Genomic DNA, 25086 nt, shown 5'->3' with positions numbered 1-25086 from the left:
ATTCCGGCCATGGATCTCGTACAGGTATTCGCCGATCTGGACACACGGCCGTGGGCGGCCCTTGAGCATGCCTACGGCAGCGCCGCCGATGTGCCCGACGCGCTGCGGGCGCTGGCGAGTGAGGACGAGGAGGAGGCGGCAGCGGCTCTGAGCGAGCTGTACGGCAGCATCCTGCACCAGGGCTCGGTGTACGAAGCCTCCGCGGCGGCCGTGCCCTATCTCGCCGGACTGGCCGCCGCCGGGGTTCTCGCCGACGAGCTGCTGGTCTTCCTCGGCGGGGTGGCCGAGAGCGAGGGTGTGTACGACGGCACCCCGCCCGGCGACTGCCAGGCCGCTGTCGTCGCCCAACTGCCCCTGATCCTGCCGCTGATCGACGCCGACGACTCCGGGGTGCGGCAGGCGGCGGTCTGGGCGGCGGCCTGTGCCGGAGCCGCGCGGCCGGTCCTTCCCGTGCTGCTGCGGCGCTGGGAGCAGGAGCAGGATCCTGTCGTACGGGCCGAACTGCTGGCCGGGATCGTACGGCTGGACGGCGCGGTCACGCCGGGCACGTCCGGCGCGGCGGCACTCGCGACGGCGGCGCTCGACGCGGCCGAGCCCGCGGAGCTGCGGATCGCGGCGGTTCTCGGCTGTCTGGACCTGGAGCTGCCCTGGACCGGCACGCACCATGAGGCGATGCTGTCGCTCCTTCCCGCCGATGAACTGGTCACCGGCCGCTTCGACCTGGAGCGCATGGAGCCCCTGCAGTGGGTCGTCGACGCCCTGCTGCACCGCGAGACGTCCGCGGACCGCGAGGCGGCGTTCGCGCTGCTCGACGCCGCACTCCGGTCGGGAGACGCCGCAGTCGGCGCGGAAGCCCTGTGGGCGGCCGAGCAGGCGTGCGTGTTCTCGCGCAGCGCGCCGGCCAGGCTCGCGGCCCCGGTGACCGCCCTGCTGGACGAGCCGGCCTCGGCGCTGTCCGCCATCGGCGTCCTCACCAAGCTCGGCGCTCACGCGGCTCCCGCCGCCCCGGCTCTGACCGCGCTCGCCTCCGGGGCCGACGGCCTCGCGGACCACGCGCTCCAGGCCCTGGTCGGGGTGGATCCCGAGGGGGCCGCCCCGCTGCTCGCCCGTGACCTGCCCGAGCGCCCCCGGGCCCTCGGTGCGGCGGTCGGCTTCCCGGGCGGCCGGTCCCCTGTGTCGTTCCCGTACCACCCGGAGCTGCTGGCGGCGGTACGCGCCCGGCTGACCGCCCCGGATCTCGACGGGAACGAGCCGATCCACCTCACGCGGTTGCTCAGCTGCTGGGGCGAGCGGGCCGCGTCGGCCTTCCCCGAAGTGGCCGCACTCCTCGGGAAGTTCCCCGTCTTCGTGCCCCGCGCGATGGCGGCCGTCTGCCCCGCGCGGGCCGTCGGGCCACTGGGCGAGGCCGCCGTCTCGGGGCCGGAAGAAGGCCGGTTCGCCGCGGCGCGTGCGCTGCACGGCCTGACCGGCGACCCCGAGCCGCTGCTGACCGTCCTCACCGCCGAACTGGCGGCGGAGGACACCTACCGGATACGGGACGCCGCCGGTGCCACGGCCGAGCTGGGCGAGGCCGCCGCCGTACTGCTTCCGCATCTCCGGGCGGCCCTCGGCAAGGACGACGAGCGCCGTACGACCCCGCGGATGGACGCCGATCTGGAGATCGCGCTCGCCCTGTGGCGGCTGACGGGCGATCCCGACGACGCGCTGCCGGTGATCGCCGGCGTCCTGGCGGCGACGGCCGCCGACTGGATGCGGTGGACCGCTGTACGCGCGGCGCGGGCCGCCGCCCTCCTCGGCCCGGCCGCCGCCGCGTTGCGCCCCGCTCTGGAGCGCGGTCTGGAGCAACCGGACCAGACGCCGTCCATGGCCCTGGCCCTGCTCGCGACAGTGCCCGCCACCCAGAACCGGACCCGCCTGGCGGACCTGGTCCTGACCTCGGCCGAGGACGACGCGGACCCGATGGGCGCCGTGGAGGCGCTCGCGGCGCTGGGCCCCGAGCAGCTGTCGGAGGCCCACCTCCACCGCCTGACCGCCCTGGCGGAACGGGACCGCCGCGTATGGATCACGGGCATCGAACCGGAGCTGACCAGGGCGGACGCCCGCTTCCAGGAAGCGGCCCGAGCGCTCCTGCGTACGACCCGCGAGGCCGCGAAGGACTGACGCGAAGGACTGACACCCCTGCCACCGGCCGACACTCCTGCCCCGGCCGGCCGGCGACCGGGGCGTCAGCGGTGAGCTGCCCAGCCGTAAGGCCCCCCGGCCTCCGGTTGGGCAGCCCGGTTCACTCCCCGGGCTTCCAGGCCGGGCGGCGGCCGCTGCGGCCGATCACCCGGTCCAGCAGCGGGGCGTCCTCGGGGACCTCGACCGGCGGGCCGAAGAGGTTCGACGAGGCCGAATCGGCGTCCGCGGGTTCGGGCGGCGGGGCGAGCAGCGCGTACGACGCCTGGAGGCTCGCCTCGTCGGGGGCGTACGGCTGGTCGGTGCTGCGCGCCAGGTCCCAGCCGTGGATCTGGACCTCATTGAGACCCACGAGGCCCGTCACGGAGCCCGGCAGATCGACCCCGCCGACGCGGGTGTGGCCCTGCCAGGCATCGGGTGAGCGCCAGGCGGCGGCCATCTCGTCGAGCTGCCGCGGCAGCGCCTCACGCCAGTCGGCGGGCAGCACGGGCAGCCCCCCGTCCGGCGAGGAATCCGTCGTCGGGCCCAGTTCCTTTTTCGCCGCGTCGCGAAACGCCGTGGTCAGCCCGACGAGATGCGCCAGCACGTCCCGTACCGCGTAGCCGGGACAGGGCGTCGGGCCCGTGAGGTGCTCATCGGTGACGCCGTCCAGCAGCCCGGCCACCTCGCGGCACACGGGCCCGAGGTCGAGCATCTCCGCTTTCGTTTCTGTGTCCATGAGGGGTGGACCGGCCCGGTCGGTGAAACTCATCGCTCCCGCCGCACAGATCTCCGCCCCCGGCGCCGTGCGGGGCCGGGGGCGGAGATCTGTGCGACGGGAGCAGGCGGGGTCCGGGGTCAGCCGCGGAGCTGTTCGTACGCCGGCAGCGTGAGGAAGTCCGTGTAGTTCTCGTCCAGCGCGACCGTCAGCAGCAGGTCGTGGGCCCGCTGCCACGCGCCGGACGCGAAGGCCTCCTCGCCCACCTCCGCCCGGATCGCGGCGAGTTCCTCGGCGGCGACCTGGCGGGCCAGTTCCGGCGTGGCCCGCAGGGTCCGGCCGTCGTGCTCGAACTCGACGCCCGCGTTGATCCACTGCCAGATCTGCGAGCGGGAGATCTCCGCGGTGGCCGCGTCCTCCATCAGGTTGAAGATGGCGACGGCGCCGAGGCCCCGCAGCCAGGCCTCGATGTAGCGGATCCCCACCTGGACGGCGTTGCGCAGGCCCTCGTACGTGGGCCTGGCGTCGAGGGAGTCGACGGCGATCAGATCGCCAGCGGCCACGGACACGTCCTCGCGGAGGCGGTCCTTCTGATGGGGCCGGTCGCCGAGGACCGCGTCGAAGGAGGCCATGGCGATCGGCACCAGGTCCGGGTGGGCGACCCAGGAGCCGTCGAAGCCGTCGCCCGCCTCACGGTCCTTGTCGGCCTTGACCTTCTCGAAGGCGACCTTGTTTACCTCGGCGTCGCGCCGGGACGGGATGAAGGCTGCCATACCGCCGATGGCGTGCGCGCCGCGCTTGTGGCAGGTGCGGACGAGCAGTTCGGTGTAGGCGCGCATGAACGGCGCTGTCATCGTGATGGCGTTGCGGTCCGGCAGCACGAACTTGGCGCCGCCGTCACGGAAGTTCTTGATGATCGAGAAGAGATAGTCCCAGCGGCCCGCGTTGAGCCCGGAGGCGTGGTCGCGCAGCTCGTAGAGGATCTCCTCCATCTCGTACGCCGCGGTGATCGTCTCGATCAGCACGGTCGCGCGGACGGTGCCCTGCGGAATGCCGGTGTAGTCCTGGGCGAAGACGAAGATGTCGTTCCAGAGGCGGGCCTCCAGGTGCGATTCCGTCTTCGGGAGATAGAAGTACGGGCCCTTGCCCAGCTCGATGAGGCGCTTGGCGTTGTGGAAGAAGTACAGCCCGAAGTCCACCAGCGCGCCGGGCACCGGCACGCCGTCCAGCTGGAGGTGACGCTCCGCCAGATGCCAGCCGCGCGGGCGCGTCACGACGGTCGCGAGCTGGTTTTCGGCCTTGAGGGCGTACGACTTGCCGGAGCGCGGGTCGGTGAAGTCGATACGGCGCTCATAGGCGTCCATCAGATTGAGCTGACCGACGATCACGTTCTCCCAGGTGGGAGCGGAGGCGTCCTCGAAGTCGGCGAGCCAGATCTTCGCGCCCGAGTTGAGGGCGTTGATGGTCATCTTGCGGTCGGTCGGACCGGTGATCTCCACCCGGCGGTCGTTCAGCGCGGCCGGCGCCGGGGCGACCCGCCAGCTCTCGTCCTCGCGGATGGACGCGGTCTCCGGCAGGAAGTCCAGGCTGGAGGTGCGGGCGATCGAGGCGCGGCGCTCGGCGCGGAGGGCCAGCAGCTCGTCACGACGGGGGGTGAACCGCCGGTGCAGCTCGGCCACGAACGTGAGGGCCGCATCGGTGAGGACCTCGTCCTGCCGGGGCAGGGGCTCGGCATCGACGACGGCCAGCGGGGAGGGCGCTGGTGCGGACATGAGCTGTCACTCCTTCGCGGGCGGCACCTGACGGCCGCCGGGTCGCCTCGGACGGCACGGGGTGCCGTGGCGTGGGGAAGCGGTCGCGGGCACCGTCCGAGGTGTCGGGCGCTTCTGACCAGTGGATGCTAGTTTCCTCATGGTGGAAGTTCAATGGTTTGTTGATGTCGAGACTCTCCGGGTCGACAGATCACGACGCGCGGTGCCACGGCCCCGCGCGCGGGGTGCGGCCCTATTCGAGGTGGGACAGATCTTCCTCCGTGTCGATGTCGTACGCCTGCGCGACATCCCCGCACTCGACGAGAACGATGTCGCTCTCCTGGACCCTCAGATAATCGCGTGCCCCCTGATCGCCCCGCGCATCCGCCGCGATGTCCGCCCAGCGGCGGGCGCCGAACAGCACCGGATGGCCGCGCCTCCCCTCGTACGAGGCCGACGCGAGCGAGTCCGGGGTGCGGTACGCGGCCACCACCCTGGCCACCGCCGCCGCGCCGATCCCCGGTTGGTCCACCAGGAGGACCAGGGCCGCCCGTGCGTCCGTACCGGCCAGTGAGGCGAGACCCGCGCGCAGGGAGGACCCCATGCCGTCCGCCCACCGGGGGTTGTCGACCAGGACGCACCCCGGCAGCTCGGCCCGGTTCCGTACCTCCTCGGCGGCCGCGCCCAGCACCACATGCACCGGGCCGCAGCCCCCCTCGCGCAGTGTGCGCGCGGCGTGCTCGACCAGCGGCCGGCCGCGGTGCGGCAGCAGCGCCTTCGGGCGTCCGCCCAGCCTGCGCCCGCCGCCCGCGGCGAGCAGCAGCCCGGCGACGGGCGGGTTCGTCTCGTTGCGTGTGCCTGCCATGGGGCCTGCTTACCTCATCCGGGGGCGGTGCGTCGGATGCCCGGTGTACGGCGGCTGCCGGTACGGGGGCTACCGAGAGTTCCGTTCTCATTCCCGTCGCATTCGGCCCGCGGAGTGGCGCGTACCGCACGGAATGGCGTTAACTTGCCCACGAACCTAGGCGCTTGACCACCGTCCGGGGAGACGTACAGGCGCAGAGGCATGCCCGGCACAAGGACGTGCGCGGGGCGAGGGGCGAGGGGGAGAGCTTTGTTGCGGAGCGTGGGACAGACGCCGGTGACAGAGAAGCGCGAGGATCCGAGGGTGACGGAGCTACGTGCTGCCGTCTTCCGGCTCCGGCGCGAACTGGCCGGACACCCGGCCGAGTTCAGGGACCGGGCCATCGCCGAGGACGAGCTGGGCGCGCTTGCCGCGATGGTGGCGGGCGGCGATCCCGAGGTTTCCCGTATGCGCCGCTCGCTGCTGCTGATCGTGGGCTCGATCGGTTCGGTGAGCGCGCTCGCGCCCGCGCTGATGGGCGTACGGAACGCCGTCGACCTCTTCGGTGGCCTCTCCAGCCGGTTCCGCTAGGTCCGATCCGCCGGGCAGGACCCAGGACAGTCCCTCAGCCCTGCGTCGTCGTGTTCGCGAGCGCCTCGGAGAGATCCCGCGCGACCTCCTGGAGTACCGGGACGATCCTCTCCATGGCCTCCTCCGTCACCCGGCCCGCCGGACCGGAGATGGAAATCGCCGCGGCCGTGGGGGAGTTGGGCACCGGAACCGCCAGGCAGCGGACCCCGATCTCCTGCTCGTTGTCGTCGATCGCGAACCCGGCCGTGCGCACCTGTTCCAGGGCCTCCAGGAAGCCGTCCGGCGTGGTGATCGTCTTTTCCGTGGCGGCCGGCATGCCCGTACGGGCGAGCAGGGCGCGGACCTCCTCCGGCGGGGTGTGCGCGAGCAGCGCCTTGCCCACGCCCGTGGAGTGGGGGAGGACCCGGCGGCCCACCTCGGTGAACATCCGCATCGAGTGCTTGGACGGGACCTGCGCGACGTACACGATCTCGTCGCCGTCGAGCAGCGCCATGTTCGCGGTCTCGCCGGTCTCCTCGACCAGCCGGGCCAGATACGGCCTGGCCCAGGTGCCGAGCAGCCGGGACGCCGATTCGCCGAGGCGGATCAGGCGCGGCCCGAGCGCGTACCGCCGGTTGGACTGCTGGCGCACATAGCCGCAGGCGACCAGCGTGCGCATCAGCCGGTGGATGGTCGGCAGCGGCAGACCGCTGCTGGCGGAGAGCTCGCTCAGCCCGACCTCGCCGCCCGCGTCCGCCATCCGTTCCAGCAGATCGAAGGCGCGCTCGAGGGACTGGACGCCGCCGCTGGCGGAGGCGGATTTGGTGGCGTCGGTGGTGCTGGCGCTGGACGACGGCACGGCAACGGTCCTTTCGGGGCGGGCGGGGCCAGAAAGCAGCGTACCGGGCCATGCGCCGGGGCACAGGGCCGCCGGTGCGGCGTCTCTGCCGGTCAGGGCGTGTTTGTCCGATGTCCGTGGTCACCCGTGGTGATCTTTTTATGCTGGAGAGGGGCAAAGATACATTCTGCTCGCTGAAATATTGGTTCCGCTCTGTGGAAATAAGCAAGTCTAGCGCGCCGGTGTCCATGGCGGGAGCGGTGCGGGAAGTGTGGTCTTGACGGGCCGGGGCCCGGAGTGAAGACTCCTTCAACAGTTCGTTGAATTTCGCTCGGTGGGAGCTCACGCGAAGCTCCGCGAAAGCGCCGTGGGAGTGAGCGCACGGGAAGCGCACGGGAAGTGAGGTCACGGGTGTCCGAAGTGAGCCTGGTACTGCGTTCGACGCGCGTCATCACCCCCGAGGGGACACGGGCCGCCTCGATCGCCGTCGCCGACGGAAAGATCACGGCCGTCCTGCCGTACGACTGCGCGGTGCCGCCCGGCGCCCGGCTGGAGGACGCCGGGGACGATGCCGTGCTCCCCGGTCTTGTCGACACCCATGTCCATGTGAACGACCCCGGCCGCACCGAGTGGGAAGGTTTCTGGACCGCCACCCGCGCTGCCGCGGCCGGTGGGATCACCACGCTGCTCGACATGCCGCTCAACTCCCTGCCGCCCACCACGACGGCCGCCCATCTGCGCACCAAGCGGGAGGTGGCCCGTACGAAGGCCCATGTCGACGTCGGCTTCTGGGGCGGCGCCGTCCCGGACAATGTCAAGGATCTCCGGCCGCTGTACGACGCCGGGGTATTCGGCTTCAAATGCTTCCTGTCGCCCTCCGGCGTGGAGGAGTTCCCCGAGCTGGACCAGGAGCAGCTCGGCCGCTCGCTCGCCGAGATCACCGGCTTCGGCGGACTGCTGATCGTGCACGCCGAGGACCCGGGCGAGCTGGCCTCCGCGCCGCAGCGCGGAGGTCCTGCCTACGCCGACTTCCTGGCGTCCCGGCCGCGCGACGCCGAGAACGCGGCGATCCGGGGCCTCATCGCCCAGGCGAAGCGGCTCGGCGCCCGGGTGCATGTGCTGCACCTGTCCTCGTCGGACGCGCTGCCGCTGATCGCCGAGGCCAAGCGGGAGGGGGTGCGGATCACCGTCGAGTCCTGTCCGCACTTCCTGACCCTCACCGCCGAGGAAGTCCCCGACGGGGCAACGGAGTTCAAGTGCTGCCCGCCCATCCGCGAGACCGCGAACCAGGACGCGCTCTGGCAGGGACTGGCCGACGGCACGATCGACTGCGTCGTCTCCGACCACTCGCCCTGCACCACCGACCTCAAGACCCCTGACTTCGCCTCCGCCTGGGGCGGTATCTCCTCGCTCCAGCTGGGCCTTCCGGCGATCTGGACCGAGGCGCGCAGGCGCGGCCACTCCCTGGAGGACGTCGTCCGCTGGATGTCGGCGGCCCCCGCCGCCCTGGCCGGACTGGCCGGCAAGGGCGCCATCGAGGCCGGCCGGGACGCCGACTTCGCGGTCCTCGCGCCCGACGAGACCTTCACCGTGGACCCGGCCGAGCTGCACCACCGCAATCAGGTGACGGCGTACGCGGGCAAGACCCTTCAAGGAGTCGTCAGGTCGACCTGGCTGCGCGGCGTCCCCGTCGCCCGCGACGGCGCCCCCACCGAACCCACAGGACGACTGCTGGAAAGGAACAACTGACCGTGTCCGAAGCCCCGTTGTCCGCACCCTCCTTCACCGGTGACGCGGCCCCGTACGGCGGCGGCGACCCGTACGCCGACTACCGCACCGCCGACTTCCCCTTCACGCACCTCGCCGACCTCGCCGACCGGCGGCTCGGGGCCGGGGTCATCGCCGCCAACGACGAGTTCTTCGCCGAGCGCGAGAACCTGCTGAAGCCCGGGGCGGCGGAGTTCGACCCGGAGCGTTTCGGCCACAAGGGCAAGATCATGGACGGCTGGGAGACGCGGCGCAGGCGCGGCGCCGGCGCGGAGCGGCCGCACCCCACCGACGAGGACCACGACTGGGCGCTGGTCAGGCTCGGCGCACCCGGAGTGATCCGCGGGATCGTCGTGGACACCGCCCACTTCCGCGGCAACTACCCGCGGGCGGTCTCCGTCGAGGGCGTCTCGCTGCCCGGCTCCCCGTCCCCCGAGGACCTGCTCGGCGACCAGGTGAAGTGGACCACGCTCGTACCCCGCACGGATGTTGGCGGCCACGCTGCCAACGGCTTCACGGTCGACGCCGAACAGCGCTTCACCCATCTGCGGGTCAATCAGCATCCCGACGGCGGGATCGCCCGGCTGCGGGTGTACGGCGAGGTCGCGCCCGACCCGGCATGGCTCGGCGTCCTCGGTACGTTCGACCTCGTCGCGCTGGAGAACGGCGGCCGGGTCGAGGACGCCTCCGACCGCTTCTACTCGCCCGCCACCAACACCATCCAGCCGGGCCGCTCCCGCAAGATGGACGACGGCTGGGAGACCAGGAGGCGCCGCGACCGGGGCAACGACTGGATCCGCTACCAGCTGGTGGAGCAGGCCGAGATCCGCGCCGTCGAGATCGACACGGCGTATCTGAAGGGCAACGCGGCCGGCTGGGCGGCGCTGTCCGGCCGGGACGGTGGGACGGGCGACTGGACCGGGATCCTGCCCAGGACCCGGCTCCAGCCCGATACGAACCACCGGTTCGTGCTGCCGGCGGGCGTGGTCGCCACCGACGTACGGATCGACATCTTCCCCGACGGCGGGATCTCGCGGCTGCGGCTCTTCGGCTCCCTCACCGAGCAGGGCGCGGCCCGGCTGTCCGCCCGCCACCAGGAGCTGGGCGGCTGACCCCGGCCGCCCGTACGCGTGGGGGCGGCCGAAGTCGGTGGCCGCCCGTACCCATGGGGGTGGACTGACCCCGGCCGCCCGTACCCGTCGGGGTGGCCGAAGTCGGTGCCTGCGCGACTTTGGTATCTCTCCTCCGCCACCGGGGTCCGCACCGGCCTCCGCCTGCGTAAATTCATGGCTATGACGCGCACGGAGTACCCCTGGCTGCTCCCCTCGGAGATGGTCGGTCCGAGGGGCCCCGCGCTGCCCGGCGACCGGGGCGGGGCCCGGCCGCGCCGTACCGTGCGCGACTGGGTCGTGGACACCCTGATGTTCCTCAGCGCCGCCACCATCGGCCTGGTCGCCCTCGACGCCGCCGAGCGGGCGGGCAACCCGGATCCCGTCGTCTTCGCCGATCTGATGGTGGGCGTGGTGGCCTGCTGCGCCGTCTGGGCGCGGCGGCGCCGGCCGGTGGGGCTCGCCGTCGCGCTGGCCGTGCTCAGTTCGGTGGCGCCGGTCTCCGGCGGGGCGGCGCTGGTGGGCCTGTTCAGCGTGGCCGTGCACCGTCCTTTCAGGCCCGTCGCGATCGTCGGAGGACTGTCCATGGTGGCCGGGGCCGTCCTGGCCGTCGTCCGCCCCGATCCGGACACCTCGGTGCCGGCCGGGATCATCGCCACCGTGCTCCTGGTCCTGCTGGTCATCGGCTGGGGCATGCTCGTACGGGCCAGGCGCCAGCTGGTCGCCGCGCTGCGCGAGCGCGCGGTGCGCGCGGAGACCGAGGCCGGACTCCGCGCCGAGCAGGCGCAGCGGCTGGCCCGCGAGGCCATCGCCCGGGAGATGCACGACGTGCTCGCCCACCGGCTGACCCTGCTCAGCGTCCACGCGGGCGCCCTCGAATTCCGGCCCGACGCGCCGCCGCCCGAGGTCGCCAGAGCCGCCGGGGTGATCCGGGACAGCGCGCACGAAGCCCTCCAGGACCTGCGCGCGATCATCGGCGTCCTGCGCACGCCCGGTGACGAGGGCGACCGCCCGCAGCCCACCCTCGTCACCCTCGACGCCCTGGTCGCCGAGTCCCGTCAGGCCGGTATGAACGTCACCCTCGACAGCAGGATCGACGACCCGTCAGCCGTCTCCGCGGCCACCGGCCGCACCGCCTACCGCATCGCCCAGGAAGGCCTGACCAACGCGCGGAAGCACGCGCCGGGCACCGAGACCACCGTCGAGGTGAGCGGCGGACCGGGGGACGGGCTCACCGTGGCCGTGCGCAACGACGCCCCGGTGGGCGAGGTCCCCGAGGTCCCGGGCTCCGGCCAGGGACTGATCGGACTGACCGAACGCGCCACGCTGGCCGGCGGCCGCTTCGAGCACGGACCGACGGGTGAGGGCGGTTTCGCCGTCCGGGCGTGGCTACCGTGGACCTCATGACCATCCGGCTGATCATCGTCGACGACGACCCGCTCGTCCGCGCGGGGCTGACCTTCATGCTCGGCGGCGCCGACGACATCGAGATCGTGGGGGAGGCTGCCGACGGCAGCGAGGTCGCGGCCCTCGTCGAACGGAGCGCGCCCGATGTGGTGCTGATGGACATCCGGATGCCGGTCATGGACGGGCTCACCGCCACGGAGACGCTGCGCCGCCGCCCGGACGCCCCCGAAGTCCTCGTCCTGACCACCTTCCACGCCGATGAACAGGTGCTCAGGGCGTTGCGCGCCGGAGCAGCCGGCTTTGTCCTCAAGGACACCGCGCCCGCCGAGATCGTCACCGCCGTACGGCGGGTGGCGGCCGGTGATCCGGTGCTCTCACCGGCGGTTACCCGCCAGCTGATGACCCATGTGGCGGGGGCGGCGACGGGCACCCGCCGGGACTCCGCGGCGGACCGGCTCGCCTCCCTCGCCGAGCGGGAGCGGGAGGTGGCGCTCGCTGTCGGCCGCGGCCGGTCCAACGCGGAGATCGCCGCCGGTCTCTATCTGAGCGTCCCCACCGTCAAGGCCCATGTCTCGCGCATCCTGGCCAAGCTCGGGCTCAACAACCGGGTCCAGATCGCCCTGTTGGTGCATGACGCGGATCCGGCCACGGGTGACGGCGGTGGACGGACCGGCGACGTACGCTGACCCGATGTCGGTCATCGAACTGGAAGAATACGGGCCGGACTTCAACACCGACCCCTATCCGTACTATGCCAAGCTGCGCGAGGCGGGCCCCGTCCATCAGGTGAGGGCGGCGGACGGCAACCGCTTCTGGCTGGTCGTCGGATACGAGGAGGGGCGGGCCGCGCTGGCCGACCCACGGCTGATCAAGTCACTCGCCGCCGTGGGCTACGAGTCGGCCGACGAGGCGATCATGGGCCCGCATGTGCTGACCCTCGATCCGCCCGACCACACCCGGCTGCGGAAGCTGGTCGCCCCCGAGTTCACGGCGCGCCGCGTGGAGCATCTGCGCCCGCGCATCCAGCGGATCACCGATGACCTGCTGGACGCCATGGTCCCGGCGGGACACGGCGATCTGGTCGACGCGCTGGCCTTTCCGCTGCCCATCACCGTCATCAGCGAACTGCTCGGCGTGCCGCACGCGGACCGTGACACCTTCCGCGCCTGGACCAACGAGATCGTCGCACCCACCACTCCGACCGGTCCCCGGGACTGCACCATCGAGCTGTGCGCCTATCTCGACTCCCTCATCGAGGACAAGCGCGCCTCCCGGCCCGCCGACGATCTGCTCTCCACCCTGCTGCGCACCCGGGCGGAGGACGGCGACCGGCTGTCCGCGGCCGAACTGCGCGCGTGGGCCTATGTGCTGCTGATCGCCGGACATGAGACGACCGTCAACCTGATCTCCAACGCGGTCCGTTCCCTGCTCTCCCACCCCGCCCAACTGGCCGCGCTGCGGGCCGACTTCTCGCTGCTCGACGGTGCGATCGAGGAGACGCTGCGGTACGAGGGGCCGGTGGAGACCAGCACCGTACGGTTCACCAAGGAGCCGGTCCCGTACGGCGACACGGTGATTCCGGCCCGCGAGACGGTCCTGATCGGGCTGGCCTCGGCGGACCGCGACCCGGCCCGCTTCCCCGACCCGGACACCTTCGACATCCGGCGCTCCACGACGGAGGGCCGGGGCCACGGCCATCTCGCCTTCGGCCACGGCATCCACTTCTGCATCGGCGCCCCGCTGGCCCGGCTGGAGGGCCGCATCGCGCTCCGTACGCTGCTGGAACGCTGCCCCGAGCTGGCGCTCGACCCGGCGGCGGGCCCGTACGACTGGCTGCCCGGCCTGCTGATCCGCGGCGTACGCCGGCTGCCGGTGCGCTGGTAGGAACAACGGCACGGTGTCCCCGCTCGGCCGAGCGGGGACACCGCGTCCGGACCTCGTGCGCCGGGGATCTCGGCGTCGGCCGAGCTCAGCCGCCGGGGATCTCCGCCAGCGGCACCGGGCGCCGCTCGCGCCGGGACAGCTCGCACGCCTCCGCGATCCGCAGCGCGTGCAGCGCCTCCCGCCCGTCGCACGGATTGTCCAGCTCGCCGGTGACGACCCTGAGGAAGGCGTCCAGCTCGGCCTCGTACGCCGGGGCGAACCGCTCCAGGAAGCCCGGCCACGGGTTGTCGCAGGGCGGCGGGCCCTTCGGCTCGGTCGAGGTGATCGGCGTACGGTCGTCGAGACCGACCGCGAACTGGTCCAGTTCGCCCGCCAGTTCCATCCGTACGTCATAGCCCGCGCCGTTGCAGCGGGTGGCGGTGGCGGTGGCGAGCGTCCCGTCATCGAGGGTGAGCACCACGGCCGCGGTGTCGACGTCCCCGGCGTCGCGGAACATCCCGGGCCCGGCGTCCGAGCCCGTCGCGTACACCTCCACGACCTCGCGGCCGGTGACCCAGCGCATGATGTCGAAGTCATGGACCAGACAGTCGCGGTACAGGCCGCCGGACAGCGGCAGATACGCCGCGGGCGGCGGCGCCGGGTCCGAGGTGATCGCCCGTACGGTGTGCAGCCGGCCGAGCCGGCCCGACCGTACGAGCTCGCGCGCCGCGCCGTACCCCGCGTCGAAGCGGCGCATGAAGCCCAGCTGCAGCACCGTGCCCGCCGACTCGACCTCGCTCAGCGCGCCCAGCGTGCCCGGCAGGTCCAGGGCGATCGGCTTCTCGCAGAACGCCGGCAGGCCGGCCCGCGCGGCCCGGCTGATCAGATCGGCGTGGGCCGAGGTGGCGGAGGCGATCACCACGGCGTCCACGCCCCAGGTGAAGACCTCGTCGACGGAGGGGGCGGCGGTCGATCCCGTCCGGTCGGCGACCCACGCCGCCCGTGCCGAGTCGGTGTCCGCGACAACCAGGGAGCCGACCTCGCGATGGCGGCTGAGCACGCCCGCGTGGAAAGTACCGATACGGCCCGTGCCGATGAGTCCGATGCGCATGGCCCCAAGGTGGCCATACGCCCCATGCCATGTCAAGCATTTGTCCTGACAATCGAACTTCACGACTTCCCGTCAACATTCCATGCGACTACGCTCGACCCGTGCCCAATCAGCCGAGATCAGCGCAGCCCGGACAGGAGAAGCAGCCCGGACAGGAGAAGGAGCACGCCCTGCCGCTCCAGCTCAGCGTGGACCGCACCAGCCCGGTCCCGCTCTACTTCCAGCTGTCGCAGCAGCTGGAGGCGGCCATCGAACGGGGCCGGCTGGCACCGGGCAGCCTTCTCGGCAACGAGATCGAGCTGGCCGGCCGGCTCGGACTGTCCCGGCCCACCGTCCGGCAGGCCATCCAGTCCCTGGTCGACAAGGGACTGCTGGTGCGCCGCCGGGGTGTCGGCACCCAGGTGGTGCACAGCCAGGTCAAGCGCCCGCTGGAGCTGAGCAGTCTCTACGACGATCTGGAGGCGGCCGGCCAGCGCCCGGCCACCCGCGTCCTGCGCAACACGGTCGAGCCCGCCACCGCCGAGGTCGCGGCCGCGCTCGGCATGGCGGAGGGCGCGGAGGTACGGCTCATCGAGCGGCTGCGGTACGCGCACGACGAGCCCATGGCGTATCTGCGCAACCATCTGCCGACCGGGCTGTTCGACTGCGACACCGGCCATCTCGAGGCCACCGGTCTGTACCGGATGATGCGGTCCGCCGGGATCACCCTGCACAGCGCCCGGCAGACGGTCGGGGCGCGGGCCGCCACCGCCGAGGAGGCCGAGCGGCTGACGGAGCCGGCCGGGGCTCCGCTGCTCACGATGGAGCGGATCACTTTCGACGACACCGGCCGGGCCGTCGAGTTCGGCTCGCACATCTACCGCGCCTCGCGGTACGCCTTCGAATTCCAGCTGCTCGTCCGGCCGTAGCCCCGCCACTCCTCGTAAGAATGTACTGACAAAGTTATTGACGGGGCCGCGTGAGGGCCGCTAGAACTCCCCCCAGCCGCAACGGGGCGGCCGGGAGAGAAGGCGGAACCATCATGCGAACCACTCGCACGGCCACGGCCCTGCTCGCCGTATGCGCACTGGCCGTTGTCGCCGGATGCAGCGGTTCCGGCGGCAAGGGCTCCGAGGACAAGGCCGACGGGAGCGGGGGCGGCGGCAAGACCGTCACCACCGCCCGGATGAAGATCGCGATGGTCACCCACTCGGGCGAGGGCGACACGTTCTGGGACATCGTCCAGAGCGGCGCCAAGGTCGCGGCGGCCAAGGACAACGTCGAGTTCCTCTACGCGGCCAACAAGGAGGGCAAGGAGCAGGCCCAGCTCGTCCAGACCTACATCGACCAGAAGGTCGACGGGCTCGTGGTCACCCTCGCCAAGCCGGAAGCGGTCAAGGCCGTCGTCGCGAAGGCCGTCGCCGCCGGTATCCCCGTGGTCACGATCAACTCCGGCGCCGAGTTCTCCGAGGAGATCGGCGCGCTCAGCCATATCGGCCAGGACGAGGCCATAGCCGGTGAGGCCGTCGGCGAGGAGCTGAACAAGCGCGGCAAGAAGAAGGCCCTCTGCGTTATTCACGAGCAGGGCAATGTCTCGCTGGAGGCGCGCTGCGCGGGGGTCAAGAAGACCTTCGACGGGACCGTCGAGAACCTCAACATCGAGGGTACGAACATGCCCGCCTCCACCTCCTCCATCGAGGCGAAGCTGCAGAGTGGCAAGGACATCGACGCCGTCGTCACCCTGGGCGCCCCCTTCGCGGCCGCCTCCGTCCAGGCCAAGCAGGGCGCCGGATCCACGGCCGAGATCGACACCTTCGACCTCAACGCCGAAGTGGTCAAGCAGCTCAAGTCCAAGGAGATCGGCTTCGCGGTGGACCAGCAGCCCTATCTCCAGGGCTATCTCGCCATCGACGAGCTGTGGCTCAACAAGGACAACGGCAATGTCATCGGCGGCGGCAAGCCGGTGCTCACCGGACCGGCACTGGTCACCGAGAAGGACGTGCCGGCGCTGGAGAAGTTCACCAGCCGCGGCACCCGGTGAAGCATCCGGTGATATATCCGATGAAACATCCGGACGCCCACCCGATGACCGTCCGCCGAACGGCCATGACCGATACTTGGGCGGCCGGGCCGGGCCTGAACGGGCCCCGGCCGCACCGAGGAGTACAGCAAGAAGGGCACGGCGTCGTGGCAACGGTTCGGACAGGGGTACGCGCGATGGGCGCCGTGCTCGCGGCAGTACTCGGGGCTTCGGCCCTCGCGGGATGCAGCAGCACGGGCGGCAAGCGCGCCGAGGAGCGGGCCAGGCAGGCCGAGGCCCAGGGACGGGCCGCGGTGAACACGCCCGAATGGACCGTGGCCATGGTCACCCACTCGGGCGACGGTGACACCTTCTGGGACATCGTCCAGAGCGGCGCCGAGCAGGCGGCCGTCAAGGACAACATCAAGTTCCTGTACGCGAACAGCGACGAGGGCCAGCAGCAGGCCCAGCTCGTCCAGTCCTACATCGACAAGAAGGTCGACGGACTGATCGTCACGCTCGCCAAGCCCGACGCCATGAAGGCCGTCGTCGCCAAGGCCGTCAAGGCCGGCATCCCGGTGATCACCGTGAACTCCGGCACCGAGCAGTCCAAGCAGTTCGGCGCGCTCAGCCATATCGGCCAGGACGAGTCCATAGCCGGTGAGGCCGTCGGCGAGGAGCTGGCCGAGCGGGGCAGGAAGAAGGCCCTCTGCGTCATTCATGAGCAGGGCAACGTCGGCCACGAGCAGCGCTGCGCCGGAGCGAAGAAGACCTTCGACGGCTCCCTGCAGAACCTCTACGTCGACGGAACGAACATGCCGGACGTCCAGGCGTCCATCGAGGCGAAGCTCCAGACCGACCGGAGCATCGACGCCGTCGTCACCCTGGGCGCCCCCTTCGCGGACGCCGCCGTCAAGGCGAAGGAGTCCGCGGACAGCGAGGCCGAGATCGACACCTTCGACCTCAACGCCAAGGTCGCCGCCTCGCTCAGCGCGGGCACCCTCGGCTTCGCCGTCGACCAGCAGCCCTACCTCCAGGGGTACGAGGCCGTGGACCTGCTCTGGCTCTACCGGTACAACGCCGATGTGCTCGGCGGCGGCCGCCCCGTCCTCACCGGACCGCAGATCATCACGCGCGAGGACGCCGGGGCGCTGGCCGACTACACGAAGCGGGGTACCCGATGACCGCGACCGCACCACCGGTGGACGACAGGCCGGACAAGCCGGCGGGCGACGACGAGCGGCTGCTCCGCGCCTCGCCGCTGCGCGCGCTGCTCGGCCGGCCCGAGCTGGGCTCGGTCGTCGGCGCCGTGGCGGTGTTCCTCTTCTTCGCGGTCGTGGCGGACTCGTTCCTGCGGGCCGCCAGCTTCGGCACCGTCCTGTACGCGGCCTCGACGATCGGGATCATGGCGGTCCCGGTGGCGCTGCTGATGATCGGCGGCGAGTTCGACCTCTCCGCCGGGGTGATGGTGACCAGCTCCGCGCTGATCTCCTCGATGATCAGCTACCAGATGACGGCGAACGTCTGGGTCGGCGTCCTGGTGTCGCTGCTGGTCACGCTGGCCTTCGGAGCCTTCAACGGCGTCCTGCTGACCCGTACGAAACTGCCGAGCTTCATCATCACGCTCGGCACCTTCCTGATGCTCACCGGCCTCAATCTCGGCCTCACGAAGCTGATCAGCGGCACGGTCTCGACCAAGAGCATCGGCGACATGGAGGGCTTCTCCTCCGCCAGGAAGCTCTTCGCCTCGCAGCTGACCATCGGTGACGTCGATCTGAAGGTCACCATCCTGTGGTGGGCCGCGCTGGTCGCGCTGGCCACCTGGATCCTGCTGCGGACCCGCTTCGGCAACTGGATCTTCGCGGCCGGCGGCAACGCCGAGGCCGCCCGCGCGGTCGGCGTCCCGGTACGCAAGACCAAGATCGGGCTGTACATGGGCGTGGCCTTCTGCGCCTGGGTCTCCGGACAGCATCTGCTCTTCTCGTTCGATGTCGTCCAGTCCGGCGAGGGCGTCGGCAACGAGCTGATCTACATCATCGCGGCCGTGATCGGCGGCTGCCTGATCACCGGCGGCTACGGCTCCGCGATCGGCTCCGCGGTCGGCGCGTTCATCTTCGGCATGACCAGCAAGGGCATCGTGTACGCGGAGTGGAACCCGGACTGGTTCAAGTTCTTCCTCGGAGCGATGCTCCTTCTGGCCACTCTGCTCAACGCATGGGTGCGCAAGCGCGCGGAGGCTTCCCGATGACGGCACTGGTCGCACTCGACAACGTCAGTAAGTACTACGGCAATGTCCGCGCCCTGGAGGGCGTCTCGCTGGAGGTCCACGCCGGCGAGATCAGCTGTGTGCTCGGCGACAACGGAGCCGGGAAGTCCACCCTGATCAAGATCATCGCAGGGCTGCACCGGCATGACGCGGGCGACTTCCTGATCGAGGGCGAGAAGACCGCCCTGTCCTCGCCCCGCGAAGCCCTGGACCTGGGCATCGCCACGGTCTACCAGGACCTCGCCGTCGTACCGCTGATGCCGGTCTGGCGGAACTTCTTCCTCGGCTCCGAGCCGACCCGGGGCAGCGGGCCCTTCAAACGGCTCGACGTGGAGCTGATGCGCAGGACCACCCGGGCGGAGCTGCTGCGGATGGGCATCGACCTGCGCGATGTCGACCAGCCCATCGGCACCCTCTCCGGCGGCGAGCGCCAGTGTGTGGCCATCGCCCGCGCCGTCCACTTCGGCGCCAAGGTCCTCGTCCTGGACGAGCCGACCGCGGCTCTCGGGGTGAAGCAGTCCGGCGTGGTGCTCAAGTACATAGCCGCCGCACGTGACGCCGGACTCGGCGTGGTGCTCATCACCCACAACCCGCACCACGCCTTCCTGGTCGGCGACCGTTTCGTGCTGCTCAAGCGCGGAGTCATGTCGGCCGCCCACACGAAGGACTCGATCACTCTGGACGAGCTGACCCGTCAGATGGCGGGCGGTTCCGAGCTGGAGGAGCTGAGCCACGAACTGGAGCGCGCCCCCGTCCCCACCCACCTCGGCGGACCTCCGGTGGACGAGGCCTGATCCGGGCCGGACCGAGCGGTCAGGGGCGCTCGGCGCCCCTGACCGCCCGCACAGCGCCCCCGCCGTCCCGGATGGCAGAATCGGCCACAGCGGACGCCGTCCGCCGCGGCTGCCCGACCGGGCCGGCCGGCCCCGACCCCGCAGGGACGACACGACTCGTGCGAGTACCCAGTTGCCGACTCACTCGGCACGGCAGCCCTGAGCCGATGCGCGCGAGGGGACGGCGCCGATGAGCACGTACCGCGACTTCGCGCACCGCGGCTCCGCCCGCGCCACCGTCCTGCGGACCGTCGGCACCCGTGAGCGCCGCTCCCTGCTCACCGCGCCCCGTGTCCCGACCGTCGGCATCGACATCGGCGGTACGAAGGTGATGGCAGGCGTCGTCGACCCGGACGGCAACATCCTGGAGAAGCTCCGTACCGAGACCCCGGACAAGTCCAAGAGCCCCCGGGTCGTCGAGGACACCATCGTCGAGCTGGTGCTCGATCTCTCCGACCGCCACGATGTGCACGCCGTCGGCATCGGCGCGGCCGGCTGGGTCGACGCCGACCGCTCCAAAGTGCTGTTCGCGCCGCATCTCGCCTGGCGCGACGAACCCCTCAGAGACGCCCTCTCCAGCCGGCTCGCCGTCCCCGTGATGGTCGACAACGACGCCAACACCGCGGCCTGGGCGGAGTGGCGCTTCGGCGCCGGGCGCGGCGAGGACCACCTCGTCATGATCACGCTCGGCACCGGCATCGGCGGCGCCATCCTGGAGGACGGGCAGGTCAAGCGCGGCAAGTTCGGTGTCGCCGGCGAGTTCGGCCATATGCAGGTCGTGCCCGGCGGTCACCGCTGCCCGTGCGGCAACCGCGGCTGCTGGGAGCAGTACAGCTCGGGCAACGCCCTCGTACGGGAAGCCAGGGAGCTGGCCGTGGCCGACTCCCCGGTCGCGTACAACATCATCGACCGCGTCAAGGGCAACGTCCAGGAGATCACCGGACCGCTGATCACCGAGCTGGCCCGCGAGGGCGACGCCATGTGCATCGAGCTGTTCCAGGACATCGGACAGTGGCTCGGTGTCGGCATCGCCAATCTGGCCGCGGCCCTCGACCCGTCCTGCTTCGTCATCGGCGGTGGCGTCAGCGCCGCCGACGATCTGCTGATCGGCCCGGCCCGCGACGCCTTCCGCCGCCATCTCACCGGCCGCGGCTACCGCCCCGAGGCCCGGATCGTCAAGGCACAGCTCGGCCCCGAGGCGGGCATGGTCGGCGCCGCCGATCTCTCCCGGCTGGTGGCCCGGCGCTTCCGCCGTGCCAACCGCCGCCGCGCGGAACGCCACGAGCGGTACGAGCGCTACGCCCAGGCCATCCGCACCGTCCGTACGACCCAGGAACCGCCCTCATGACCGTGTCCCTGCCGTCGCTGTCCTCGGCGGAGGGCGGCAAGCCGCCGGAGGACCGCCGTCACCGCATCCGCCGGCGCTGGCTGACCGCCGTCGTCATCGTGCTGCTCATCGGCATCCCGGCCGGCTATCTGGTGATCTCGGCCGGACAGAGCCGCGACAGCGGCCGGGACAAGGAGACCGAGTCCTCGGCCACCGGCCTCCAGCATCTGCGCCCCTCCAAGATGAAGCGCCGTATCTTCGAGGTGCCGATCCCGCCCGGGGCCACCCGGGTGCGCTACTACGAGACGAGCAACTGGAAGTCCAGCCGGCTGTACGTCCAGTTCGACGTCACCTCCGGGCGGCTCGACACCTTCCTGAGCGAGATGGGTACCAGCCGGTCCGCGCTCAAGGACGGCGCCATCACGATCGCCCCCCGCGACCGGCGTACCGTCGGCTGGAACTTCGGCATCCCGGGCCACGACTGGGCCGGCACCAGCCACCGGCAGCAGGACCCCCGGCCCAGCCAGGACGTCGTCGTCGACCTCACCGAGCCCGGATTCCCCCGGGTGTACGTCGTCTCCACCACGACCCCGTGAGTGAACGGACCGGTCGTCAGGGACGGCTGGTGAGGTAGCCGCCCATCGAGGTGAAGTACTCGGTCGCGGGCAGCTCGTGGCCGTCCTCCGTCCGTACGCGGGTGATGGCCAGGCCGTGGTTGCGGCCGGTGCGGGCGTCAGCGCCGGCGACGATCACCACGCCGTCGCCCTCGCGGTAGAAGACGCGGCCGGGAGTGCCTCCGTAGCGACCCTCCGAAACGACCGCGGCCAGGACCTCCAGGCGCTTGCCCTTGTGGAAGGTGAAGGCGCTCGGATACGGCGCGGACTGAGCACGGATCAGGCGCTCCAGGACATCGGCCGGCCAGTCCCAGTTGATCCGGATGTCCGCCTCGGACCGCTTGTGGAAGAAGCTGGCCCGGGAACGGTCCTGCTTGGTGAACTCGGTCTGTCCGGAGGCGATCAGGTCCAGGGCGCCGACCGTCACGGGGGCGATGAGGTCGACGGTCTTGTGGAACAGGTCGGTCGCGGTGTCCGTGGGCTCCACCGCCACCGCGCGCTGGTCCACGATGTCGCCCGCGTCGAGCACCTCGTCCATCATGTGGGCCGTGACGCCGACTTCCCGCTCTCCGTTGATGAGGGCCCAGATCAGCGGCGAGAAGCCGGCGTACTTCGGCAGCAGCGAGTCGTGGATGTTCAGCGTGCCGAAACGAGGAAGGCCGTAGATGTGCGGCGGGATCCACGTGCGCCAGTTGTTGGCCACGATGATGTCCGGGCCGGCTTCCTTGAGCCGCTGGAACAGCTCCTCGTCGTCCGGCCTGTTGCGGATGACGACGGGGACGCCGTGCTCTTCGGCCAGGTCGGCGACCGAGTCGCTCCAGATCTTCTCGTAGGCGTGCTCGCTCTTGGGGTGCGTCACGACCATCACCACGTCGTGCTCGGAGTCCAGGAGTGCTTGCAGGGTGCGATGTCCCCAGGTCTGGTAACCGAACATGACGACCCGCATGGGGTTCCTCCTCAGAAGAGCGAATGATCGTAACAAGTAAAGCAAGGCTTACCTAAGGATGCAACGGGCCCCGATTTCAGGCCCGTTCGGCACCAAGCCTTGCCACTCGCCCGATTCGTCCCGTCGACAGGCCGACCCAGGTCAGGTTAGCTTTACCTAAGTTCGGCTCCGGCGTTCACGGCGGGCTCGGCGTCTCGTTTCTTTTCATCCACGCCTGACAGGCGGCTGTCCCGCACGAATGGGAGTGACATGTCACAGGTTCTTCCTGGCGACGCACCTCTGATCCACGACCTCATAGGAATCGGCTTCGGACCGTCCAATGTGGCCATGGCCATCGCGCTCAGCGAGTACAACGCGGGCGTCGGGAGGCAGGAGGCGGTGACTGCTCACTTCTTCGAGTGCCAGCCGAGCTTCGGCTGGCACCGGGGCATGCTGATCGACGACGCGACGATGCAGGTGTCCTTCCTCAAGGACCTGGTGACGCTCCGCAATCCGTCCAGTGAGTACACGTTCCTGCGGTACCTGCAGAGCAAGGGCCGGCTGATCGACTTCGTCAACCACAAGAACCTTTTCCCGCTCCGCGTCGAGTTCCACGACTACTTCGAGTGGGCCGCGGAGAAGGTCGACGACATGGTCTCGTACGGCCATGAGGTCATCGCCGTCGCCCCCGTCGTACGCGACGGAGTGGTGGAGTACCTCGACGTGACGGCCCGTTCGGGGGCGGAGACGGTGGTCCACCGTGCCCGAAACCTCGTCATCGGCACGGGTCTGCGCCCCCTCGTGCCGGAGGGGGTCGAGCGGACCGACCGTGTCTGGCACAACTCCGACCTGCTCGCGAAGGTGGCCAGCCTGGAGGGCGCCGACCCCACCCGCTTCATCGTGGTCGGCGCCGGCCAGAGCGCGGCCGAGAACGTGGCGTACCTGCACCGCCGCTTCCCGGGGGCCGAGGTCTGCGCCGTCTTCTCCCGTTACGGCTACAGCCCCGCCGACGACAGCAGCTTCGCCAACCGCATCTTCGATCCCGAGGCGGTCGACGAGTACTTCACGGCCCCCGACGACATCAAGCGCAGGCTGATGGACTACCACGGCAACACCAACTACTCCGTCGTGGACATCGACCTGATCGACGACCTGTACCGGCAGGCGTACCAGGAGAAGGTCCTCGGCACCGAGCGGCTGCGCTTCCTCAACGTCTCACGGCTGACCGCCGTCGAGGAGTCCCAGGACCGCGTCCGCGCCACCGTCACCTCCCTGGTCACCGGCGAGGAGGGGGTACTGGACGCCGACGTCGTGGTCCTCGCCACCGGCTACAGCCAGGCCGACCCCCTCGGTCTCCTCGGCGAGGTCGCGGAAAGCTGCCACCGCGACGACCAGGGCCGGGTACGCGTCGAGCGGGACTACCGCATCACGACGGACCCCGAACTGCGCTGCGGTATCTACCTCCAGGGCGGCACCGAGCACACCCACGGCATCACGTCGTCGCTGCTCTCCAACACCGCGATCAGGGTCGGCGAGATCCTGGGCTCGATCCTCGACCGTGGCCTGGAGCCCGCCCAGGGCCGGTCCCGGCCGGTCGCCGACGGCATCGGCTCGGTCCGCTGAGGACCTCTTCGTCCCCGAATTTCCTCCTTGGCAAAGCCTCTCAACCGTCACGCCCGCCTTGTGGCGCCGCTGTACGCGGCAGGCGTGGCACGCACCGTGCAATCCCCGTGAAAGGAACATCCGTGTCCACTGGTACGCGCCTCACTCCGACGCGTTTCGTCAGATACATCCCCCGTGTGGCCGTCGCCGCCGTCGCCGCGCTCGCTCTGTCCGCCTGCGCGGGCGGCGCCGACAAGGCCGAGTCGAAGCCCTCGGGTGAGGCGAACACCACGTCGGCCGCCTTCCCGGTGACGGTGGAGCACAAGTACGGCAGCACGACGATCGAGGCGGAGCCGAAGAGGGTGGTCACCCTGGGCCTGTCGGACCAGGACGCCGTTCTGGGGCTCGGTCTCAAGCCGGTCGGAGCGGTGGACTGGTTCAAGGAGCAGCCGTACGGCAAGTGGCCGTGGACGAAGGACAAGTGGGGGTCCACGAAGCCGGAGATCGTCGGTGAGCGTGACGAGTACAACATCGAGAAGATCGCGGCGCTGAAGCCGGACCTCGTCATCGCGCAGTACTCGGGGATGAAGAAGGAGCAGTACGACACGCTCTCGAAGTTCACCAAGGTCGTCGCCCAGCCCAAGGGCCTGCCCGACTACGGGGCGTCCTGGCAGGTGATGACCCGGCAGATCGGCAAGTCGCTCGGCAAGGCCGCAGAGAGCGAGAAGCTGATCGCCGGCATCGACGCGCGCTTCAAGGCCGTGCGGGACAAGAACCCCGAGTTCGCCGAGAAGACCCTCGCCGTCGCCGACAGCTTCGAGGCGGGCAAGTACTCGGCTTTCACGAAGACCGACCCGAAGGCGATCTTCTTCTCCGAGCTCGGTTTCAAGCTGAAGCCCGAGATCGACACGTTGGCGAAGCCGGGCTGGAACGTCGCCGAACTGAGCGCCGAGAAGCTGAACGTACTCGACGTCGACCGTCTCGTCTGGGTCACCTCCAGCACGGAGGCCAACGACCGCATCAAGGGCGAGCCGCTCTACCAGAAGCTGAAGGTTCACGAGGAGAAGCGCGACCTGTTCGTGCCCTACCAGGACCCGGACATCGGCGCGGCCTTCTCCTTCAACACCGTCCTTTCGATCCCGTACGCCATCGACGAGGTCGAGCCGCTGATCGCGGCCATCAAGTAACGACCGCGCACCAGGTCGTAGGCGCCGGTCCAACGGGATCCCGTCCGTCCGCCGGCAGGGGCGGGCGGACGGGATCCGCCGTCTGCGCCCAGTTGCTCCTCAGCGCCGCCCACGTCCCGCCGACCGCCCGTACGGCGGTCCGCCCCGCGCGGCCGGGAGCGGGGCCCGGGACGAACCTCACTGACGTACCACCAGGGA

General features: G+C 70.8%; 22 protein-coding genes. 16 read left to right on the top strand and 6 right to left on the bottom strand.

The genetic code is table 11. The features are described from left to right. Positions 1-9: 9 nt before the first annotated feature. Positions 10-2160, top strand: a complete 2151-nt coding sequence (locus ACFVWW_RS06325) for a hypothetical protein (RefSeq protein ID WP_384192123.1) — start codon at positions 10-12, stop codon at positions 2158-2160. A 121-nt stretch (positions 2161-2281) separates the two neighbouring features. Here the strand turns inward: ACFVWW_RS06325 and ACFVWW_RS06320 are convergent, their stop codons facing one another. The 3 genes from ACFVWW_RS06320 to ACFVWW_RS06310 all read right to left on the bottom strand — a co-directional run bounded on the left by ACFVWW_RS06320 (position 2282) and on the right by ACFVWW_RS06310 (position 5491). Next, the gene (locus tag ACFVWW_RS06320; protein ID WP_386876234.1) at positions 2282-2896 is read right to left on the bottom strand and encodes a TIGR03086 family metal-binding protein; all 615 of its coding nucleotides are present in this window, start codon (positions 2894-2896) and stop codon (positions 2282-2284) included. 119 nt (positions 2897-3015) lie between these two features. Next, positions 3016-4647 (bottom strand): malate synthase A, encoded by a 1632-nt coding sequence (aceB, locus tag ACFVWW_RS06315; protein WP_386876232.1) that lies wholly within the window; start codon positions 4645-4647, stop codon positions 3016-3018. A gap of 232 nt (positions 4648-4879) precedes the next feature. Beyond that, on the bottom strand, positions 4880-5491 hold the full coding sequence (locus ACFVWW_RS06310) for an NTP transferase domain-containing protein (protein WP_384337441.1): 612 nt from the start codon (positions 5489-5491) through the stop codon (positions 4880-4882). Between the two features lie 249 nt (positions 5492-5740). On the opposite strand from ACFVWW_RS06310, the gene ACFVWW_RS06305 reads away from it, so the two are divergent. After that, positions 5741-6061, top strand: a complete 321-nt coding sequence (locus ACFVWW_RS06305; protein WP_384191015.1) for a DUF5955 family protein — start codon at positions 5741-5743, stop codon at positions 6059-6061. 34 nt (positions 6062-6095) lie between these two features. On the opposite strand, the gene ACFVWW_RS06300 is transcribed toward ACFVWW_RS06305, so the two are convergent. Beyond that, entirely contained in the window at positions 6096-6899 is an 804-nt protein-coding gene (locus ACFVWW_RS06300; RefSeq protein ID WP_384191012.1) for an IclR family transcriptional regulator, read from the bottom strand. Positions 6900-7289: 390 nt separating this feature from the next. Here ACFVWW_RS06300 and allB point away from each other — a divergent pair, with 390 nt between their 5' ends. From allB to ACFVWW_RS06275, 5 genes are all read left to right on the top strand, one after another. Further along, positions 7290-8627: an allantoinase AllB gene (gene allB / locus ACFVWW_RS06295; protein ID WP_386876230.1), complete on the top strand. Its 1338-nt coding sequence runs from the start codon at positions 7290-7292 to the stop codon at positions 8625-8627. A 2-nt stretch (positions 8628-8629) separates the two neighbouring features. Next, entirely contained in the window at positions 8630-9757 is a 1128-nt protein-coding gene (alc, locus tag ACFVWW_RS06290; protein WP_386876228.1) for an allantoicase, read from the top strand. Positions 9758-9937: 180 nt separating this feature from the next. After that, positions 9938-11161: a sensor histidine kinase gene (locus tag ACFVWW_RS06285; protein ID WP_384191004.1), complete on the top strand. Its 1224-nt coding sequence runs from the start codon at positions 9938-9940 to the stop codon at positions 11159-11161. Then, positions 11158-11847, top strand: a complete 690-nt coding sequence (locus tag ACFVWW_RS06280; protein WP_386876226.1) for a response regulator — start codon at positions 11158-11160, stop codon at positions 11845-11847. Before ACFVWW_RS06285 ends, ACFVWW_RS06280 begins: the two co-directional genes overlap by 4 nt. 4 nt (positions 11848-11851) lie before the next feature. After that, positions 11852-13045, top strand: coding sequence for a cytochrome P450 (locus ACFVWW_RS06275; RefSeq protein ID WP_384337433.1), 1194 nt, complete (start codon positions 11852-11854; stop codon positions 13043-13045). Positions 13046-13130: 85 nt separating this feature from the next. Here ACFVWW_RS06275 and ACFVWW_RS06270 read toward each other — a convergent pair whose 3' ends face one another. Then, positions 13131-14135, bottom strand: coding sequence for a Gfo/Idh/MocA family oxidoreductase (locus tag ACFVWW_RS06270; protein ID WP_384190995.1), 1005 nt, complete (start codon positions 14133-14135; stop codon positions 13131-13133). 170 nt (positions 14136-14305) lie between these two features. Between ACFVWW_RS06270 and ACFVWW_RS06265 the strand changes: the two genes are divergently transcribed. From ACFVWW_RS06265 to ACFVWW_RS06235, 7 genes are all read left to right on the top strand, one after another. Continuing rightward, a complete protein-coding gene (locus ACFVWW_RS06265) occupies positions 14306-15043 on the top strand; it encodes a GntR family transcriptional regulator (RefSeq protein WP_384191027.1) in 738 nt (245 codons plus the stop codon). Positions 15044-15156: 113 nt separating this feature from the next. Next, positions 15157-16155 (top strand): substrate-binding domain-containing protein, encoded by a 999-nt coding sequence (locus ACFVWW_RS06260; protein ID WP_384337431.1) that lies wholly within the window; start codon positions 15157-15159, stop codon positions 16153-16155. 176 nt (positions 16156-16331) lie between these two features. Next, entirely contained in the window at positions 16332-17318 is a 987-nt protein-coding gene (locus ACFVWW_RS06255; protein WP_384191024.1) for a sugar ABC transporter substrate-binding protein, read from the top strand. Further along, a complete protein-coding gene (locus ACFVWW_RS06250) occupies positions 17315-18382 on the top strand; it encodes an ABC transporter permease (protein ID WP_384190990.1) in 1068 nt (355 codons plus the stop codon). Before ACFVWW_RS06255 ends, ACFVWW_RS06250 begins: the two co-directional genes overlap by 4 nt. After that, complete coding sequence (locus ACFVWW_RS06245; protein WP_386876224.1) at positions 18379-19194, top strand: ATP-binding cassette domain-containing protein; 816 nt, start codon at positions 18379-18381, stop codon at positions 19192-19194. The genes ACFVWW_RS06250 and ACFVWW_RS06245 overlap by 4 nt, the downstream gene beginning before the upstream one ends. 229 nt (positions 19195-19423) lie before the next feature. Then, on the top strand, positions 19424-20581 hold the full coding sequence (locus tag ACFVWW_RS06240) for an ROK family glucokinase (RefSeq protein WP_384190986.1): 1158 nt from the start codon (positions 19424-19426) through the stop codon (positions 20579-20581). Then, positions 20578-21156 carry a hypothetical protein gene (locus ACFVWW_RS06235; RefSeq protein WP_386876222.1) on the top strand — a complete coding sequence of 193 codons (579 nt, stop codon included), beginning with the start codon at positions 20578-20580 and terminating at the stop codon, positions 21154-21156. Before ACFVWW_RS06240 ends, ACFVWW_RS06235 begins: the two co-directional genes overlap by 4 nt. A gap of 16 nt (positions 21157-21172) precedes the next feature. On the opposite strand, the gene ACFVWW_RS06230 is transcribed toward ACFVWW_RS06235, so the two are convergent. Beyond that, on the bottom strand, positions 21173-22120 hold the full coding sequence (locus ACFVWW_RS06230; RefSeq protein ID WP_386876220.1) for a methionyl-tRNA formyltransferase: 948 nt from the start codon (positions 22118-22120) through the stop codon (positions 21173-21175). 249 nt (positions 22121-22369) lie between these two features. Between ACFVWW_RS06230 and ACFVWW_RS06225 the strand changes: the two genes are divergently transcribed. Beyond that, on the top strand, positions 22370-23722 hold the full coding sequence (locus ACFVWW_RS06225; protein WP_386876218.1) for a lysine N(6)-hydroxylase/L-ornithine N(5)-oxygenase family protein: 1353 nt from the start codon (positions 22370-22372) through the stop codon (positions 23720-23722). A gap of 122 nt (positions 23723-23844) precedes the next feature. After that, complete coding sequence (locus ACFVWW_RS06220; RefSeq protein ID WP_386876216.1) at positions 23845-24888, top strand: iron-siderophore ABC transporter substrate-binding protein; 1044 nt, start codon at positions 23845-23847, stop codon at positions 24886-24888. The last annotated feature ends 198 nt before the right edge of the window (positions 24889-25086 follow it).

This window comes from Streptomyces sp. NPDC058198 (assembly GCF_042882605.1).
Taxonomy (GTDB): Bacteria; Actinomycetota; Actinomycetes; order Streptomycetales; family Streptomycetaceae; genus Streptomyces.
Note: the sequence above shows the minus strand (reverse complement) of the source record. Positions and strands in the feature narration are given on the sequence as shown.

What these genes read in the sequence shown, in the direction of transcription:
- ACFVWW_RS06325 (WP_384192123.1), top strand. Translation starts at nt 10, where the DNA reads ATGGATCTCGTACAGGTATTCGCCGATCTGGACACACGGCCGTGGGCG.
- ACFVWW_RS06320 (WP_386876234.1), bottom strand. Translation starts at nt 2,896, where the DNA reads ATGGACACAGAAACGAAAGCGGAGATGCTCGACCTCGGGCCCGTGTGC.
- aceB (WP_386876232.1), bottom strand. Translation starts at nt 4,647, where the DNA reads ATGTCCGCACCAGCGCCCTCCCCGCTGGCCGTCGTCGATGCCGAGCCC.
- ACFVWW_RS06310 (WP_384337441.1), bottom strand. Translation starts at nt 5,491, where the DNA reads ATGGCAGGCACACGCAACGAGACGAACCCGCCCGTCGCCGGGCTGCTG.
- ACFVWW_RS06285 (WP_384191004.1), top strand. Translation starts at nt 9,938, where the DNA reads ATGACGCGCACGGAGTACCCCTGGCTGCTCCCCTCGGAGATGGTCGGT.
- ACFVWW_RS06280 (WP_386876226.1), top strand. Translation starts at nt 11,158, where the DNA reads ATGACCATCCGGCTGATCATCGTCGACGACGACCCGCTCGTCCGCGCG.
- ACFVWW_RS06275 (WP_384337433.1), top strand. Translation starts at nt 11,852, where the DNA reads ATGTCGGTCATCGAACTGGAAGAATACGGGCCGGACTTCAACACCGAC.
- ACFVWW_RS06270 (WP_384190995.1), bottom strand. Translation starts at nt 14,135, where the DNA reads ATGCGCATCGGACTCATCGGCACGGGCCGTATCGGTACTTTCCACGCG.
- ACFVWW_RS06260 (WP_384337431.1), top strand. Translation starts at nt 15,157, where the DNA reads ATGCGAACCACTCGCACGGCCACGGCCCTGCTCGCCGTATGCGCACTG.
- ACFVWW_RS06255 (WP_384191024.1), top strand. Translation starts at nt 16,332, where the DNA reads ATGGGCGCCGTGCTCGCGGCAGTACTCGGGGCTTCGGCCCTCGCGGGA.
- ACFVWW_RS06250 (WP_384190990.1), top strand. Translation starts at nt 17,315, where the DNA reads ATGACCGCGACCGCACCACCGGTGGACGACAGGCCGGACAAGCCGGCG.
- ACFVWW_RS06245 (WP_386876224.1), top strand. Translation starts at nt 18,379, where the DNA reads ATGACGGCACTGGTCGCACTCGACAACGTCAGTAAGTACTACGGCAAT.
- ACFVWW_RS06240 (WP_384190986.1), top strand. Translation starts at nt 19,424, where the DNA reads ATGAGCACGTACCGCGACTTCGCGCACCGCGGCTCCGCCCGCGCCACC.
- ACFVWW_RS06235 (WP_386876222.1), top strand. Translation starts at nt 20,578, where the DNA reads ATGACCGTGTCCCTGCCGTCGCTGTCCTCGGCGGAGGGCGGCAAGCCG.
- ACFVWW_RS06230 (WP_386876220.1), bottom strand. Translation starts at nt 22,120, where the DNA reads ATGCGGGTCGTCATGTTCGGTTACCAGACCTGGGGACATCGCACCCTG.
- ACFVWW_RS06225 (WP_386876218.1), top strand. Translation starts at nt 22,370, where the DNA reads ATGTCACAGGTTCTTCCTGGCGACGCACCTCTGATCCACGACCTCATA.